16 protein-coding genes are annotated in these 15,953 nt (G+C 67.8%); 9 read left to right on the top strand and 7 right to left on the bottom strand.

Annotated elements, in window-relative coordinates; all coding sequences use genetic code 11:
- Window positions 1-879, top strand: an 879-nt coding sequence (locus tag L810_RS38350) for a flagellar hook-length control protein FliK (protein WP_042977988.1), incomplete at its 5' end; no start/stop codon positions are given.
- Window positions 880-906: 27 nt separating this feature from the next.
- Here L810_RS38350 and L810_RS38345 read toward each other — a convergent pair.
- Complete coding sequence (locus tag L810_RS38345; protein ID WP_027788884.1) at window positions 907-2,547, bottom strand: GMC family oxidoreductase; 1,641 nt, start codon at window positions 2,545-2,547, stop codon at window positions 907-909.
- A 725-nt stretch (window positions 2,548-3,272) separates the two neighbouring features.
- Here L810_RS38345 and L810_RS38335 point away from each other — a divergent pair.
- Window positions 3,273-4,715 (top strand): coniferyl aldehyde dehydrogenase, encoded by a 1,443-nt coding sequence (locus tag L810_RS38335; RefSeq protein ID WP_021163513.1) that lies wholly within the window; start codon window positions 3,273-3,275, stop codon window positions 4,713-4,715.
- Between the two features lie 81 nt (window positions 4,716-4,796).
- Here L810_RS38335 and L810_RS38330 read toward each other — a convergent pair whose 3' ends face one another.
- Window positions 4,797-5,819 (bottom strand): serine/threonine protein kinase, encoded by a 1,023-nt coding sequence (locus tag L810_RS38330; RefSeq protein WP_021163512.1) that lies wholly within the window; start codon window positions 5,817-5,819, stop codon window positions 4,797-4,799.
- A gap of 58 nt (window positions 5,820-5,877) precedes the next feature.
- Complete coding sequence (locus tag L810_RS38325) at window positions 5,878-6,090, bottom strand: hypothetical protein (RefSeq protein ID WP_004198969.1); 213 nt, start codon at window positions 6,088-6,090, stop codon at window positions 5,878-5,880.
- A gap of 814 nt (window positions 6,091-6,904) precedes the next feature.
- Between L810_RS38325 and L810_RS38320 the strand changes: the two genes are divergently transcribed.
- Both L810_RS38320 and L810_RS38315 read left to right on the top strand, forming a co-directional pair.
- Window positions 6,905-7,786 (top strand): DMT family transporter, encoded by an 882-nt coding sequence (locus L810_RS38320; RefSeq protein WP_042977989.1) that lies wholly within the window; start codon window positions 6,905-6,907, stop codon window positions 7,784-7,786.
- A 303-nt stretch (window positions 7,787-8,089) separates the two neighbouring features.
- On the top strand, window positions 8,090-8,275 hold the full coding sequence (locus tag L810_RS38315) for a hypothetical protein (protein ID WP_011353526.1): 186 nt from the start codon (window positions 8,090-8,092) through the stop codon (window positions 8,273-8,275).
- Window positions 8,276-8,384: 109 nt separating this feature from the next.
- Here L810_RS38315 and mgrA read toward each other — a convergent pair whose 3' ends face one another.
- A complete protein-coding gene (gene mgrA / locus L810_RS38310) occupies window positions 8,385-9,428 on the bottom strand; it encodes an L-glyceraldehyde 3-phosphate reductase (protein ID WP_021163510.1) in 1,044 nt (347 codons plus the stop codon).
- A gap of 191 nt (window positions 9,429-9,619) precedes the next feature.
- Here mgrA and L810_RS38305 point away from each other — a divergent pair, with 191 nt between their 5' ends.
- Window positions 9,620-9,826 (top strand): DUF3185 family protein, encoded by a 207-nt coding sequence (locus L810_RS38305; RefSeq protein WP_021163509.1) that lies wholly within the window; start codon window positions 9,620-9,622, stop codon window positions 9,824-9,826.
- A gap of 149 nt (window positions 9,827-9,975) precedes the next feature.
- On the opposite strand, the gene L810_RS38300 is transcribed toward L810_RS38305, so the two are convergent.
- Window positions 9,976-10,749: a phytanoyl-CoA dioxygenase family protein gene (locus L810_RS38300; protein WP_021163508.1), complete on the bottom strand. Its 774-nt coding sequence runs from the start codon at window positions 10,747-10,749 to the stop codon at window positions 9,976-9,978.
- Window positions 10,750-11,101: 352 nt separating this feature from the next.
- Between L810_RS38300 and L810_RS38295 the strand changes: the two genes are divergently transcribed.
- Complete coding sequence (locus tag L810_RS38295; protein WP_021163507.1) at window positions 11,102-11,443, top strand: hypothetical protein; 342 nt, start codon at window positions 11,102-11,104, stop codon at window positions 11,441-11,443.
- A gap of 138 nt (window positions 11,444-11,581) precedes the next feature.
- Here L810_RS38295 and metK read toward each other — a convergent pair whose 3' ends face one another.
- Window positions 11,582-12,769, bottom strand: a complete 1,188-nt coding sequence (metK, locus tag L810_RS38290; protein WP_011353531.1) for a methionine adenosyltransferase — start codon at window positions 12,767-12,769, stop codon at window positions 11,582-11,584.
- Between the two features lie 265 nt (window positions 12,770-13,034).
- On the opposite strand from metK, the gene lpxL reads away from it, so the two are divergent.
- Window positions 13,035-13,919, top strand: coding sequence for a lauroyl acyltransferase LpxL (gene lpxL / locus L810_RS38285; RefSeq protein WP_021163506.1), 885 nt, complete (start codon window positions 13,035-13,037; stop codon window positions 13,917-13,919).
- A 30-nt stretch (window positions 13,920-13,949) separates the two neighbouring features.
- On the opposite strand, the gene L810_RS38280 is transcribed toward lpxL, so the two are convergent.
- Window positions 13,950-14,252, bottom strand: a complete 303-nt coding sequence (locus L810_RS38280; protein WP_021163505.1) for a HigA family addiction module antitoxin — start codon at window positions 14,250-14,252, stop codon at window positions 13,950-13,952.
- 248 nt (window positions 14,253-14,500) lie between these two features.
- Between L810_RS38280 and dapF the strand changes: the two genes are divergently transcribed.
- Entirely contained in the window at window positions 14,501-15,370 is an 870-nt protein-coding gene (dapF, locus tag L810_RS38275) for a diaminopimelate epimerase (RefSeq protein ID WP_042977981.1), read from the top strand.
- A gap of 37 nt (window positions 15,371-15,407) precedes the next feature.
- Window positions 15,408-15,953, top strand: a 546-nt coding sequence (locus L810_RS38270; RefSeq protein ID WP_042977979.1) for a DUF484 family protein, incomplete at its 3' end; no start/stop codon positions are given.

Raw genomic sequence — 15,953 nt, 5'->3', positions numbered from 1 at the left:
GCCCAGCCGGCCGCGACCGCGTCGGGCCGCGATGCGCTGCAGACCGCGCTCGACAGACTGACGGGCGGCTCCGGCGCGATCGCGATACCCGCGGCCGGCGCGACCGCGTCGGCATCGGCGCCGGCATCGACCGCATCGACCGGCGCCACCGCACCGCTGACCCCGAAGGTCCCGACCTTCGACCGCACCCTTGCCGACGCGAAGGGGGCGCTCGCGACCCAGCAAACGCCGGCGCAGGCCACCGCGCAGGCGCTGCAGGCCAACGCGAACGCGCAGTCGGGCGAGCAGCACGCGCTCGCGGCAGCCGGCGACGCGACGGATCCGGCCGCCAGCGCGACGCTCGCGGCCGGTGCAACGGCGGCCGCCGCGACACAGGCGAACCTGCAGTTGTCGCCGGCCGCGGGCGCGATCGCCGCGGCGAACGCGCACGTGCTCGCCCCGCACGTCGGCACCCCGGACTGGACGGACGCGCTGAGCCAGAAGGTCGTGTTCCTGTCGAATGCGCACCAGCAGAGCGCCGAGCTGACGCTCAACCCGCCCGATCTCGGGCCGCTGCAGGTCGTGCTGCGTGTCGCGGACAATCACGCGCACGCGCTGTTCGTGTCGCAGCACGCGCAGGTGCGCGACGCGGTCGAAGCCGCGCTGCCGAAGCTGCGCGAAGCGATGGAATCGGGCGGGCTCGGCCTGGGCAGCGCGACCGTCAGCGACGGCGGCTTCGCTTCGCAGCAGCAGAACCCGCAATCGTCCTTCGCTGGCGGGCAGTCGTCGCGGCGCGGGAGCGGCGGATCGTCAGCCGTCGATGCACCGGTCGACGCTGCGCAATCCGCACCGGTCGCCGCGAGCGTGAGCCGCGCCGGCCTCGTCGATACGTTTGCCTGAGCATGACTGCCCGCGTGCGCGCGCCGCTCAGCGGCCGTGCACCGCGGCAGCCGCCTCGCCGCGCGACACACCGCCCTTGCGCGCCGCGACGATGAAGTCCGCCGCGCGTTCGCCGATCATCACCGACGGCGCATTCGTGTTCCCGCCGACCAGCGTCGGCATCACCGACGCGTCCACCACGCGCAATCCTTCGACGCCGCGCACGCGCAGTTGCGGATCGACGACCGCGTGCGCGTCCGACCCCATCCGGCAGGTGCCGACCGGGTGGTAGATCGTGTCGGCATGCTCGACGATTGTCTTGCGCAGCTCCGCTTCGCTCTGGTCCGCCCGCGTGTACAGCTCGCGCCCGCCCTGCGACGCGAGCGGCGCCTGCGACAGGATCCTGCGCATCGCCTGCGTGCCCCGCACGAGCAGGTCGAGATCGCGCGAATCGCTGAAGAAGCGCGGATCGATCAGCGGTGCGTCACGCGCATCGCCGGTCGCGAGCGTCACCGTGCCGCGGCTGAACGGCCGCAGCGCACACACGTGCAGCGAATAGCCGAAGCCCCAGTGCATCTTGCGGTTGTGGTCGTCCACGAGCGCCGTGCAGAAATGCAGCTGCAGGTCGGGACGCTCGAGCGACGGATCGCTCTTGATGAAGCCGCCGGCCTCCGCGACGTTGCTCGTCATCATCCCGGTGCGGCTCGAGAAATAGCGTGCGAGCGCGGGCGTCATCTTCGCGATCCCGCGCAGGCACACGCCGACCAGTTCCGACGAATTCACGCGCGTGTTGATGATGAAGTCGATGTGGTCGATCAGGTTCGTGCCGACGTCCGGCGCATCCTGCACGACCGCGATTCCGTGCCGGCGCAGTTGCTCGGCCGGGCCGATTCCCGAGCACATCAGCAGTTGCGGCGAATTGAACGCGCCGGCCGACAGGATCACTTCCGCGCGCGCGTCGAGCGTCTCGACGCGCCCGTTGCGCGCGACCGCGACGCCGGCCGCGCGCTTGCCGTCGAACGTGACGCGCAGCACGGTCGCATCGGTGATCACGTGCAGGTTCGGCCGGTTGCGGCCGTAGATATACGCACGCGCGACGCTGCAGCGCGAGCCGTCGCGGTGCGTGACCTGATAGAAGCCGACGCCTTCCTGCGTCGCGCCGTTGAAGTCGTCGTTCAGCGGATAGCCGGCCGCATGCGCGGCCTGGATGAATCGTTCGGAGAACGGATTGCGAAAGCGCAGATCCGACACCGACAGCGGGCCGTCCGCGCCGTGCCACGCATCGGCGCCACGTTCGTTGCCTTCCGCGCGCCGGAAATACGGCAGCACGTCCTGCCAGCCCCAGCCCGTCGCGCCGAGCTGCGCCCATTCGTCGTAGTCGCCCGGGTGGCCGCGCGTGTAGATCATCGCGTTGATCGCGCTCGAGCCGCCCATCCCGCGCCCGCGCGGCTGGTAGCCGCGCCGCCCGCCGAGGCCCGGCTGCGGCACCGTCTCGTAGCCGTAGTTCGTGCCGAGCTTGAACGGTACCAGCGCCGCGATGCCGACCGGCATGTTGACGAGCAGGTTGCGCTCCGTATGCGAGCCGGCCTCGATCAGCGCGATCGTCGCATCGGGGCAGGCATCGGCGAGACGGCCTGCCAGGCTCGACCCGCCCGACCCGCCGCCTACGATGATGTAGTCGTATTGCATGTCACGTCTCCGTCGTCTCATGGAAGGCGCCCGGCACCGCCGCGCGACCACGTCTTTGTAGTGTTCGGGCATTGTAGGAATCGCCACCGTGCGCGCGGCGCGCGGATTCAAGAGCGATTCCTCTAAACGCTCGCGTGAACTAAATTTAAGATGTATCGAATCGCTTTGCGCGACGCGCCGGCCACGAGAAGCCGATCCGTCGCGAAACGGGAGAGACGACGATGCAGCGCCAGGTTCTGCAGGTCGCGTGCCGACCGGGTTGTCCGGATGCGATGCGCGCAGCCCGCATTTCATTTCAAACGGCTGCCCGCGCGGAGATGCCCCGCGTCATGCGCGCAGTCGATCGAAATCGAACGGCACGCGTCGTCGCCGACCGTTTGGACGGTTTGTCGCCGCGGCGGCGCGATGCGCCGCGGCATGATTTGACGGCCCCGTCGCGCCGCCCCGCTTCGGTGTGCAGGCGGGCGGTCGGGCCGCGGCGTCGCGCGCCCGGCAACGGTTGCATCGCACTGCATGCCCACGCGCCGCGACACGGTTTCCGGATGCACATACCGTCGCGTGGATGCGACGCCCGCTGCACGCATGAACCGGTTTTCGAGCACACGTCGCATCCGGCCCCGCGCCGCGCGACACGCACCACCCCGATCCGCGTCGCCGCGCTCGCCGAGCGTGCGCGTGCGGCGTGACGGCCGGCCGACCAGCCAGGCCCAACTGGAGGAGACGACATGAAGAACGACCTGCCCGAACTGGCCCCGCAAGCGCTGCCGTCGGTCGATGCACTGACGTCGCTGCTGCGCGACCAGCGCGCGGCCTACCTGCGCGCACCGTACCCGGCTTGGGAAACGCGCGTGCAGCACTTGCGCGCGCTGCGCACGATGCTGATCGACCACGCGGACGCACTCGCCGAGGCAATCAGCGCCGATTTCGGTCATCGCGCGAAGCAGGAAGTGCTGCTGTCGGAAATCTGGATGGCGAAGGAAGAGATCGACGACGCGCTCAAGCACGGCAAGCGCTGGATGAAACCGATCCGCAAGCCGATGAACAAGTGGCTGCGCCCGGCGCGCGCGAAGGTGATTCCGCAGCCTCTCGGCGTGGTCGGCATCGTCGTACCGTGGAACTACCCGGTGCTGCTCGCGGCCGGCCCGCTGATCTGTGCGCTCGCGGCCGGCAACCGCGCGATCATCAAGATGTCCGAACTGACGCCGCGCACGTCGGCGCTGTTCGAGCAGCTCATTGCGAAGACCTTCACGCGCGACCACGTCGCGGTCGTGAACGGCGACGCCGAAGTGGGCGCCGCGTTCAGCGGCTTGCCGTTCGATCATCTGCTGTTCACCGGCTCGACGCACGTCGGCCGCCACGTGATGCGCGCGGCCGCCGACAACCTCACGCCCGTCACGCTCGAACTCGGCGGCAAGTCGCCGGCCATCGTCGGGCCGAACGCGCGCTTCGATGCGGCGGTCGACGCGATCGTCGCGGGCAAGACGCTGAACGCGGGCCAGACCTGCATCGCGCCCGACTACGTGCTGCTGCCGCGCGGGATGGAAGCCGCGTTCATCGAGCGCGCGCGGGCACGGTTCGCGAAGATGTACCCCGACCTGTCGGCCAACGGCGACTACACGACGATCGTGTCGCCGCGCCACTACGCCCGGCTGCAGCAGCTCGCCAGCGACGCGCAGGCGGCCGGCGCGCAGCTGCATCCGCTGTCCGATGCGCAATCCGATCCTGCATCGCGCCGCTTCGTGCCGTGCGCGGTCACGCAGGTGCCGGCCGCGTCGCAGCTGATGCAGGAGGAAATCTTCGGGCCGCTGCTGCCGCTCGTGCCGTACGAGCGGCTCGACGAAGCGATCGCGTACGTGAATGCCCGCCCGCGTCCGCTCGCGCTCTACCTGTTCGACGAGGACGGCGGCACGATCGACCGCGTGATGCGCGAAACGATCTCGGGCGGCGTGTCGATCAACGAAACGCTGATGCACATCGCGTGCGGCAGCCTGCCGTTCGGCGGGGTCGGTGCGAGCGGCATGGGCGCGTATCACGGCTACGACGGCTTCGTGACGTTCTCGAAGATGAAGCCGGTACTCACGCAGGCGCGCCTGAACGCGCGCAACCTGCTCGCGCCGCCGTACGGCAAACGCTTCGCCGCGCTGATCAAGCTGATGATGAAGTTCTGAACGGACGGGATCGAACGGGCCGCGCGCATCGCGCCGCGGCCCGCACCGGCAGGCCGCGCGGCGCCGGTGCCGCGCGCGCCGTCATACCGGCCAGAGCGGCCCTTCCTGCATCGCGCCGATCTGCTCGCGCAACTCGAGCACGCGTGCTTCCCAGTAGCGGTGCGTGTTGAACCACGGGAATGCGGCGGGGAAGGCGGGATCGTCCCAGCGCCGCGCGAGCCATGCCGCGTAGTGGATCAGCCGCAACGTGCGCAGCGCTTCGACGAGATGCAACTCGCGCGGCTCGAATTCGCAGAAATCCTCGTAGCCGGCCAGCAGGTCCGCGAGCGCCCGCGACGCGCCTTCGCGATCGCCCGGCAACAACAGCCACAGATCCTGGATCGCGGGCGCCATCCGGCTGTCGTCGAAGTCGACGAAGTGCGGGCCGGCATCGGTCCACAGCACGTTGCTCGGATGACAGTCGCCGTGCGTGCGCAGCAGGCGGATCTCGCCCGCCCGCTCGAACGCGGCCTCGACGCCTTCGAGCGCGAGCGTCACGGCGGTCTCGTACGCGGGCCGCACATCGTCCGGAATGAAATCGTGCGCGAGCAGGTAGTCGCGCGGCTCATAGCCGAACGTACCGATATCGAGCACGGGACGCGCGACATACGGCTGCGTCGCACCGACCGCATGGATCCGGCCGATGAAGCGGCCGAGCCATTCGAGCGTGTCGCTGCGGTCGAGGTCAGGCGCGCGTCCGCCGCGCCGCTCGAAGATCGAGAAGCGGAAACCGTCGAACGCGTGCAGCGTGCGGCCGTCGAATGCGCGCGCGGGCACCGCCGGAATCTCGCGCGCGGCGAGCTCGGCGACGAACGCGTGCTCTTCGAGGATCGCTTCGTCCGACCAGCGGGCCGGACGGTAGAACTTCGCGACGACCGGCGGGCCGTCTTCGATGCCCACCTGATACACGCGGTTTTCGTAGCTGTTGAGCGCGAGCAGGCGCCCGTCGGTGCGCAGGCCGGCCGGTATCAGCACGCTGTCGAGCGCGTCGAGCACGCACTCGGGCGTGAGTCCGGCGAACGGCGGGCCGGCAGGAGAAGCGGGAGCGGAAGTGACGTCTTTCATGCCCCGCATTGTGCCGCCAGCCGGGCCGAAAGACGAGCGCCCGGTGCGGCGTATGCGCTCAGTGAAGCGCCGCGCCGGCCGGCAGCACGGATTCGCCGGTGTCGATCAGGTCCTCGAGAAAGAACGGCTCGGTGTTGAGTTCCTTCGACTCGCCCGGTACGCCCGCGTACCAGGTCACCATGGCCATGTCGCCCAGGATGCGCTGGACGATGCCGCGTGCGCCCTTCGGCACAGCGATATGGGTAGTGCAGACAATCGACCCGACATGCATGATGGTTCCCCACTCTTGACTCTTGAAACCCGGCTCGGTGACGAGCCGGCAAATGCACGATCCGCGCGCTCTCGTCGGAGCGTTGCGCGTAATCCCATTGTTCACGGTTTATCGAAGCGCGAAAAGAAGAAGAAGCAGGCGAAGTGCCGCGAATTCGTCGAATGTCTCCAATCAACCACTGCGCCGGACAGGCACTTGCCCGCCCGGTTACCCCCATCATACCCTGTCGAATGTGACTGCCCGCCGAATCCGCGTCGGCACCGCGACGCGCCCGTGACGCATGCCGCGCGCGCGTCGCGGGCCGGTGCCGCATCACCGGGAAGTTTCGCGCGAACGCCGTGGCCGATCGACGCCGCGCCGTCATCGCCTTCCCCGTACCTCGAACGCAACCGGCACGACGACGGTTGCGCACGCACCGCCCGCATTGCCGCGTGCTTCACCGCGCGCCGTGCTGCGTCATGCGATGCCGCCGACAGTGGTTGCGTCCGATGCCGGCCTTGCGGTACCTTTGATGCTCATTCGCGTTCCAGCGCATTCCGATCCGATGCATCCGCTCACGTCCGCCCTTGCAAAATCCCGGCCGCAGTTCGACTCGCGGCCGCAGGCGTGCGCGCATCCGTCGGTTCTTCCTCCTCCTGTCGCACCGCCGCTCGTCGGCGCCGCGCCGCCCCCTCCGGCGGCACGCGCCGGCTGACCAGCCGGCTTCCGTTTCGTCTTCCATTCGCCCGCAGGCTTGCATTCGTGCGTCGTGACGCACGGCTCGCTGCTGCGCGCGCGAATGGAACGTTCCGATCCGTTCGACAGGTGGATTCACATGGTTTCGTTCAAACGCGCGCTCGCCGCGCATGGTGCGACGTCGCTCTTCGTGCTGCTGTGGAGCAGCGGCGCGATCTTCGCTGAACTCGGTCTGCGTCACGCATCCGCGTTCGTCTTTCTCACCGCACGTTTCGCCCTCGCATCGCTCGTGCTGCTCGGGCTGGCTTTCGTGCGCAAACGCTGGCTGCCGCCGCGCGGCGAACGGCGCATGGCCGCGCTGACCGGCTTGCTGATGATGGGCGGCTATTCGATCTTCTACCTGCTCGCGCTCGAACGCGGGATCGCGCCGGGCGTGCTCGCCACGATCCTCGGCGTGCAGCCGATCCTCACGCTCGCGCTCGTCGAGCGACGCTGGCAGCCCGTGCGCATCGCGGGGCTCGCGCTGTCGCTCGCCGGCCTCGCGCTCGTCGTGTGCCGCGGCGTGGGCGACGGCGGCCTGTCGCTCGCGGGCATCGCGTGCGCGCTCACCGCGCTCGTCGCGCTGACCGCCGGCTCGCTGCTGCAAAAGCGCGTACGGGCGGCGCCCGCCGACGTGCTGCCGTTGCAGAATGCGATCGGCCTCGCGCTGTGCGTGGCGATCGTGCCGTTCCGGCCGGTGTCGTTCGACATGAGCTGGGCATTCGTGATCCCGCTGCTGTGGCTCGGCATCGTGATTTCGGTGATCGCGCAACTGCTGTTCTACCGGTTGATGCAGCGCGGCGATCTCGTCAACGTGACGAGCCTGTTCTATCTCGTGCCCGTCGTCACCACGCTGATGGATGCCGTGTGGCTCGGCAACCGGCCCGAGCCGCTCGCGCTCGGCGGCATGGGCGCGATCATCGCGGGGCTCGCGCTCGTGTTTCGCGCGCCGGCTACCCGCGTGCAACCCGACCGCGCATGAGCGGGCGTGCCGCCGCGCCCGCGGGTGCGGCGGCACGCACCGGACACATGCGACGAATCCGCAGAAATCGAAAGGCAAGGGAAAGTTGTGCGCAAGGCGTTCGTCTGACTTGCGGGAAAAATGCGCGATACGCCGGGCATTCCGCTGATTTTTAATGGTTCGGATAGCGAAAAGCGCTGCCGGTTGCCTATACTCGAATTGACCGGCCCGCTCGCAATCGGGTCGCGACCAACACTAGAAACACCCGGCATGGAGCCGGAGTAAGCGCTGAAGCGCTAACTCCGGCCGACACTGGAGACACGCATGACAACCTACTTCACGATCGGCGACTTCATCCTGTTGATTCCGATGGCGCTGGCCGGAGCGCTATTTCTCGGCGCGGTGCCGTGCGCAACCGAATTCCGCCACAACCTGCTACGCGTACTGGGCGTCATCCTCGGCGTCGGCGTCGCGGTATTGCTCGTCGAAGGCCTGCCTGCGCTGATCTAGCGGCGCACCACCCGTGCGTGCCGTGCATCGCTGCACCGCAGCGATGCGACAGGCGCACGCGAGCCATTGATACGACATGCGATGTTTCGCACGCCGTATCGACCGCCGGTCAGATCGCCTGATCGGTGGACGGCTTTTCCCACAGATTGATGCCGCCTTCCGTCGCGTAACGATCGATCTCCGCGAGTTCCTCCGCCGAGAATTCGAGGTGCTTCAGCGCACCGACGTTTTCACGCACCTGCTCCGCACGGCTCGCGCCGATCAGTGCGGACGTCACGCGGCCGTTGCGCAGCACCCATGCGAGCGCCATCTGCGCGAGGCTCTGCCCGCGCCGCTCGGCGATCGCGTTGAGCTTGCGCACGTGCTCGAGGTTGTCCGCGCTCAGGTGATCCTGCTTCAGCGAGCCGCCGCCCGGCTTGTTCACGCGCGCATCGGCCGGCACGCCGTTCAGGTACTTCGACGTGAGCAGCCCCTGCGCGAGCGGCGTGAACGCGATGCTGCCCGTGCCGATCTCGTCGAGCGTGCCGAGCAGTTCGGTTTCGACCCAGCGATTCAGCAGGTTGTACGACGGCTGATGGATCAGCAGCGGCACCTTGTACTGCGCGAGCAGCTCGGCCATCTCGCGCGTCTTCGCCGCCGAATACGACGAAATGCCGATATAGAGCGCCTTGCCCTGCTGCACGGCCGACGCGAGCGCGCCCGCCGTTTCCTCGAGCGGCGTGTGCGCGTCGAAGCGGTGCGAATAGAAGATGTCGACGTAGTCGAGCCCCATCCGCTGCAGGCTCTGGTCGAGGCTCGCGAGCACGTACTTGCGCGACCCGCCGCCGCTGCCGTACGGCCCCGGCCACATGTCCCAGCCGGCCTTCGTCGAGATCAGCAACTCGTCGCGATACGGCCGGAAATCCTCCTTCAGCAGCCGGCCGAAGTTGGTTTCGGCACTGCCGTACGGCGGCCCGTAGTTGTTCGCGAGATCGAAGTGGTTGATGCCGAGGTCGAACGCGGTGCGCAGGATTTCGCGCTGCGTCGAGATCGGCGTCGAGTCGCCGAAGTTGTGCCACAGGCCGAGCGACAGCGCGGGCAGTTTGAGCCCGGATTTGCCACAGGTGCGGTATTGCATGTCGGCATAACGTTCGGAAGCTGCTTCGTAGGCCATGAGTCTGTTCCGTCAGGACATCGGGGGAAAGGTCGCGCTTGCCGCGCACACGGCGCGGCGACGGCGAAGGAGTCATACGACGACTATGGTAGCGAAAGCGGCCGGATCGCGCACGGCGGCACGGCGATGGACGCGGCCGCGGTCGTCGCCTACACTGCGGCGTCTCGAATCACCGTTTCAGCGAGGTTGGTATGTCCCGGGTCATCTCGGTTGCACTGCTCGTCGGCGGCGTCGTGCTGCTGTATTTCGGCGGCCAGTCGTTCCATTCGATCAACGACAACGTGTCGCGCTTCTTCACCGGTTCGCCCGCGACGAAGACGATCCTGCTGATCGCGGGCGGCGCCGTCGCATCGTTCATCGGCCTGATCGGCCTCGCGATGCCGGGCAACAAACGCTGATCGCGCAGCCGCGCGATGCACACACGGCCCGCGTCGTGCGACCGGGCCGCGCCAAACGAAACGGGCGGCCAGGCCGCCCGTTGCTTCATCCGCCGGCGATGCACCGCATCGCGTGACCGCGGTGGTGTCACCGCCCGTCCGGTCCGAGCCTAGAACTGCACTTCCGGTTTCGACGCCGAGCGCGTGCCGGGTAGCGGCCGGTTGCTCGCGCCGTGATAGGTGTACACGAGCGAGAACTTCACCTGGTCGGAGCGGTTCTGTCCGGCCGAATGCAGCGTGTTGCAGTGGAAGAACACCACGTCGCCCGTCTGCAGCGACGGGCACGTGGCCGCATCGATCATCTTCCGGTTCGCCGGCAGGTCGCTGCGGAAGAACTTCGCATCGTCGAACGCTTCGGGCCCGAATTCGGCCGTATGCGACCCCGGCACGAGCCACAGTGCGCCGTTCTCGTTCGTTTCCGGCCCGAGCGCGAGCCACACCGACACCATGTCCGGGCGCTCGAACGACCAGTAGCGGAAATCGCGATGCCAGCCGGTCAGGCTGCCGTACGCGGGATGCTTCGTCATCATGCAGTTGTGATGCGCGCGCGACAGCACGGGTTCTTCGCCGAAATACTCGCGCATCCACGCCCCGATTTCGGGTGCGATCGCGCGCTCGGCGAACGCCGGATCGCGTGAATACGCATCGAGCAGCCGCCGCACCGTATGCCCGCCCGGCGCATGCTTGGACTCGGGCGCGCCCGGATAGCGCAGATCCGCCTCGAACTCGATCGGCTCGGCCGCCTCCCGCAGCTGGCGCTCCGCGATCTGCCTGAGCGCCGCGCACTGCGCTTCGCCGACGAGGCCACGCGCGACGACAAAGCCGCGCTCGCGCAATTCCGCGACTTGCGCGCGGATCGATTCCGACTGCAATGGAGACGACATGGGATGCCAGACGTTTATTGTGTGAATGTGACGATTGTAAATCGGCGCCGGATGCCGCGAACAGCACCATTGTCGTACGCAGGGGCATGCCAATCGCGGATTTGATCCGGCTCAAGGGAACTGTTCGTCGCGGCACCTGCCTCACCGACAGGCGGTATGCGGCACACGCCTTGTGGCACAAGGGTTTATCGCGACTTTTGCCCGTCATGAATCCCCTGTAGCCTGTCGCGGCCTGTCAATTCTGGCGGGCGCGGCGCGCAGCGAGTTTCAGTAAGATCCGTTGCGTCATCCGAGGCCGTTCATACCAGTGCGCTCTCCAGGGCGCCATCCATACAAGCGAAGCATCGTTCACATGCCATTCCGTCTGACTTCCCGTCTCAGCCGCGCTGCGAAGCGCGTCGTGCCGACCGCTCCTGCCCGCTCGCTGCGCCATCACCGCGCACGCACGCAGGCGCTGGCCGAGCGCACGCCCGCACACAGCCGGCTGGACGGTATCCGTGCGTGGTTCCACGCATTTTTCTCGATGATGAGTGCACAGGCGTTCTCGCGCCGTGCCGGCCTGCGCTCCCTGCTGCAGAAACCGTCGTCGCTGCGCGCGCTCGCGCTGCGCCGCACGCTCGGGCCGCAACGCCGCGTCAACCGTCCGCGCCGCCTCGCGGCCAGCAACGGCTGGTTCGGGTTCGGCGCGCGCTGAGCGCACGCCGGCGGGCACCGCGCGCGACGATCGCCGTCGCGCCATTGTCCGCTTGTTCGCTTGTCCGATTGCCCCGACGATCGGAACCCATAAAAAAACCCCGGCTAGCCGGGGTTTTTCATTTCAGGCGTACGACGCTTACGCGACGCGTGCCGTCGGCTCGACGCCGGCCGCTTCGGCCAGTGCGAGCGCCTTGTCGGTCGCTTCCCACGAGAATTCCGGCTCTTCGCGGCCGAAGTGGCCGTAAGCAGCCGTCTTCTCGTAGATCGGGCGCAGCAGGTCGAGCATCTTGATGATGCCCTTCGGACGCAGGTCGAAATGCTCGCGCACGAGCTTCGTGATCACCGCATCCGACACGCGGCCCGTGCCGAACGTGTTGACCATCACCGAGGTCGGCTCGGCGACGCCGATCGCGTACGACACCTGGATCAGCGCGCGCGACGCGAGGCCGGCGGCGACGATGTTCTTCGCGACGTAGCGGCCTGCGTACGCAGCCGAACGGTCGACCTTCGACGGATCTTTGCCCGAGAACGCGCCGCCGCCGTGCGGTGCGGCACCGCCGTACGTGTCGACGATGATCTTGCGGCCGGTCAGGCCGCAATCGCCCTGCGGGCCGCCGATCACGAACCGGCCGGTCGGGTTCACCAGGAACTTGATGTCGCCCTTGATCAGGTCGGCCGGCAGCGTCGGCTTGATGATTTCCTCGATCACCGCTTCGCGCAGCGCGGGCAGTTCGATGTCCGGTGCGTGCTGCGTCGACAGCACGACGGTGTCGATCGAATGCGGCTTGCCGTCGACGTAGCGGACGGTGACCTGCGACTTCGCGTCCGGGCGCAGCCATTGCAGGCGGCCGTCGCGGCGCAGGCTGGCCTGGCGCTCGACGAGACGGTGCGACAGGTAGATCGGCAGCGGCATCAGTTCCGGCGTTTCGTCGCACGCGTAACCGAACATCAGGCCCTGGTCGCCCGCGCCCTGATCGAGGTTGTCGTCGTGTGCACGATCGACGCCCTGGGCGATGTCCGGCGACTGCTTGTCGTACGCGACGAGCACCGCGCAACCCTTGTAGTCGATGCCGTAGTCGGTGTTGTCGTAGCCGATGCGCTTGATCGTGTCGCGCGCGATCTGGATGTAGTCGATGTTGGCCGTCGTGGTGATTTCACCGGCCAGGACGACGAGACCCGTGTTGCACAGCGTTTCCGCCGCGACGCGGGAATACTTGTCTTGCTCGAGGATGGCGTCGAGGATCGCGTCCGAGATTTGGTCCGCGACCTTGTCCGGATGGCCTTCGGAGACGGATTCGGACGTGAAGAGATAATCGTTTGCCACTTTTTCAGGCTCCTGTGTGGTTACGGTTGGTTTCACGTAGCCAGCTTCGTTGGGCCTGAAGCGGCGACGCTTTAGCGGATTACCAGGACCGGGCAGCGCGTATGACGCCAACCGGCTTCGCCCCGCAAGTTGTCAGTTAACTCGGCGAAGCCCGTATTATAGCGGCTTTCCTGAATTGTCACAGAGCGCCGCCCGTGCTGCATCTTCCGCTGTCTCACCTACCTGTTCGCAACGCGCCGGCCAGCCGGTCCCACGGAGGTTTCGCATGCTAGGTCGTCTAGGCACGCACCTCGCCATTGGCTTGCTGAAACTGCTCGCCCTGTTGCCGTACGGCCTGACCGCACGGTTCGGCGATGGTCTCGGCTGGCTGCTCTACAAGATCCCCAGCCGGCGAAAACGCATCGTACACACCAATCTGAAACTCTGCTTCCCGGATTGGAGCGACGCACGCCGCGAGGAAGTGGCAGGCCAGCATTTCCGCCATGCGATCCGCAGCTACGTCGAGCGCAGCGTGCAGTGGTTCGGCTCGGAGAAAAAGCTCGCGAAGCTGATCCAGGTCGACAGCGCGGTCGACCTCGACGATCCGGACCTGCCGCCGACGCTGTTCCTCGGCCTGCACTTCGTCGGCATCGAAGCCGGCTCGATCTGGCTGAACCGTTCGCTCCACCGCCGCTGCGGGTCGCTCTACCAGCCGTTCTCGAACGCCGTGCTCGAGGAAGAGGCGAAGAAGGCGCGCGGGCGTTTCGACGCCGAGATGGTCGGCCGCGCGGACAGCGCGCGCGTCGTGCTGCGCTGGCTGCGCGACCGCAAGCCGGTGATGCTCGGCGCCGACATGGATTACGGGCTGCGCAATTCGACGTTCGTCCCGTTCTTCGGCGTGCCCGCGTGCACGCTGACGGCGGTCGGCCGGCTCGCGAAGACGGGCCGCGCGCAGGTCGTGCCGTTCATCGGCGAGGTGCTGCCGAACTACAAGGGTTATCGCCTGAAGGTATTCAAGCCGTGGGATCACTACCCGACGGGCGACGACGATCTCGACGCGCGGCGGATGAACGAATTCCTCGAGGAACAGATCCCGCTGATGCCCGAGCAATACTATTGGGTCCACAAGCGCTTCAAGACGCGCCCGGCCGGCGAGCCGAGCCTGTACTGACCCCGCCGGAAGACGTTCGCAGGCGGGCCGTCACGCGCGCGCCTGCGCCCTCGCCACCTTCGGCGCGCCCTTCGCGCGCGCCCGCCACAGATCGTGGGCTGACTGCTTCGCGAGCCACAGATCGGCCCGCCCCCCGTTTTCCTCGCCGAGCCACGCTTCGAGGCGCAGCGCCATTTCCGGCGAGATGCCGGCATGGCCGTGCAGGATCCGCGACAGTGCGGCACGCGTCACGCCCAGCTGCGACGCGGCCTCGGTAACGGTCAGGCCGAGCGCCGGCAGCACGTCGTCGCGCAGCGTGTCGCCCGGATGGGGCGGATTGAAGATGCGGTTCATGGCTTGAATGAGCTCGCTGGAGGTTGACAGGGCGTATGGCGAAACGTATGGCGAAACAATACGAATCGCCGGGTGGCCTCATCAATTGAACGAGTACGAAAACGCCCGGAACGCCCGCGCGGGACGCCCCTGTCGGCTCCATGTATCATTTGCGGTTGAGATCAGCACGACGAACGAGGCTGCCCGGCATGGCGCGGCGTCGCGCGCGCCGCGCTGACCGCCTTGTTCGCCATGGAAATCCGGACCCAGTGAAACTCTCGTTCACCAAGATGCACGGCGCGGGCAACGACTTCGTCGTGCTCGACGGCTATTCGCGCGCATTGCCGCCGCTCACCGAAGCGCAGGTGCGCGCGCTCGCCAACCGCCACTTCGGCATCGGCGCCGATCAGTTGCTGCTCGTCGAAAAACCGACCGTCGACGGCGTCGATTTCAAATACCGGATCTTCAATTGCGACGGCGGCGAGGTCGAACACTGCGGCAACGGCGCGCGCTGCTTCGTGAAGTTCGTCAGCGACCGCGGCCTGACCGACAAGCGCAGCGTGCGCGTGCAGGTGATGAAGGGCCTGATCACGCTGACGATGCAGGACAACGGCGAAGTCGTCGTCGACATGGGTGCGCCCGTGTTCGCGCCGGCGCAGGTGCCGTTCGATGCGGCGGGCCTCGACGGCCGCACCGAGGGGCACGACACGCTGTGGCCGCTCGACGTCGGCGGCGCGACGCGCTGGATCTCGACGGTGTCGATGGGCAACCCGCACGCGGTGCAGATCGTCGACGACGCCGAAGCGTATCCGGTGCTCGAGGAAGGCCCGCTGATCGAGCACCACGCGCGCTTCCCGGAGCGCGTGAACGCCGGCTTCATGCAGATCGTGTCGCGCAGCGAAGTGCGGCTGCGCGTGTACGAACGCGCGGCGGGCGAGACGCTCGCGTGCGGCACCGGCGCGTGCGCGGCGGTCGCGGCCGGCATCCGGCGCGGCCTGCTCGATTCGCCCGTGACCGTGCACACGCACGGCGGCACGCTGACGATCAGCTGGGACGGCGCACGCGACGAAGCTGCCGCGCTGATGATGGCCGGGCCCGCCACGACCGTGTTCGAAGGCGAGATCGACCTGCCCGCCTGACCCTGCAACGTCCTTGATAACTGAACGCTCCAGCCACATGAACGATCGCGAAGTCGCCGACTACCTGCTCGCCAATCCCGAATTCTTCGCGCAGCACGCCGAACTGCTCGCGACGATCCGCCTCGCGAACCCGCACGGCAAGGCCGCGATCTCGCTGCAGGAGCGGCAGATGGAGATGTTGCGCGACAAGAACAAGCATCTCGAGCGCCGGCTCGCCGAACTCGTGCGCTACGGCCACGAGAACGACAGCCTGTCCGCGAAGTTCAGCCGCTGGACCGCCCGCGTGATCGCGGAACGCGATCCGTACGCGCTGCCGCGCACGATCGCCGACGGCATCGCCGACGTATTCGACGTGCCGCAGACGGCACTGCGCGTGTGGGACGTCGCCGACACCTATTCGCAGGCCGACTTCGCGCGCCAGGTCGGCGAGGAAGTGCGCCTGTTCACGAACGGCCTGTCGACGCCGTACTGCGGCGCAAACACGGGCTTCGAGGCCGCGCAGTGGCTCGCGCCCGCGGTCGCCGTCCCGGCCGCGAATGCGGCGGAAGGCGCGGAAGCCGCGCCGCCGGCCGGCGACGGCTCG

It is taken from the genome of Burkholderia sp. AU4i (genome assembly GCF_000466765.1).
Classification (GTDB): Bacteria; Pseudomonadota; Gammaproteobacteria; order Burkholderiales; family Burkholderiaceae; genus Burkholderia; species Burkholderia cepacia.
The sequence above is the reverse complement of the archived record's forward strand: the minus strand, read 5'-3'. Positions and strand labels throughout refer to the sequence as shown.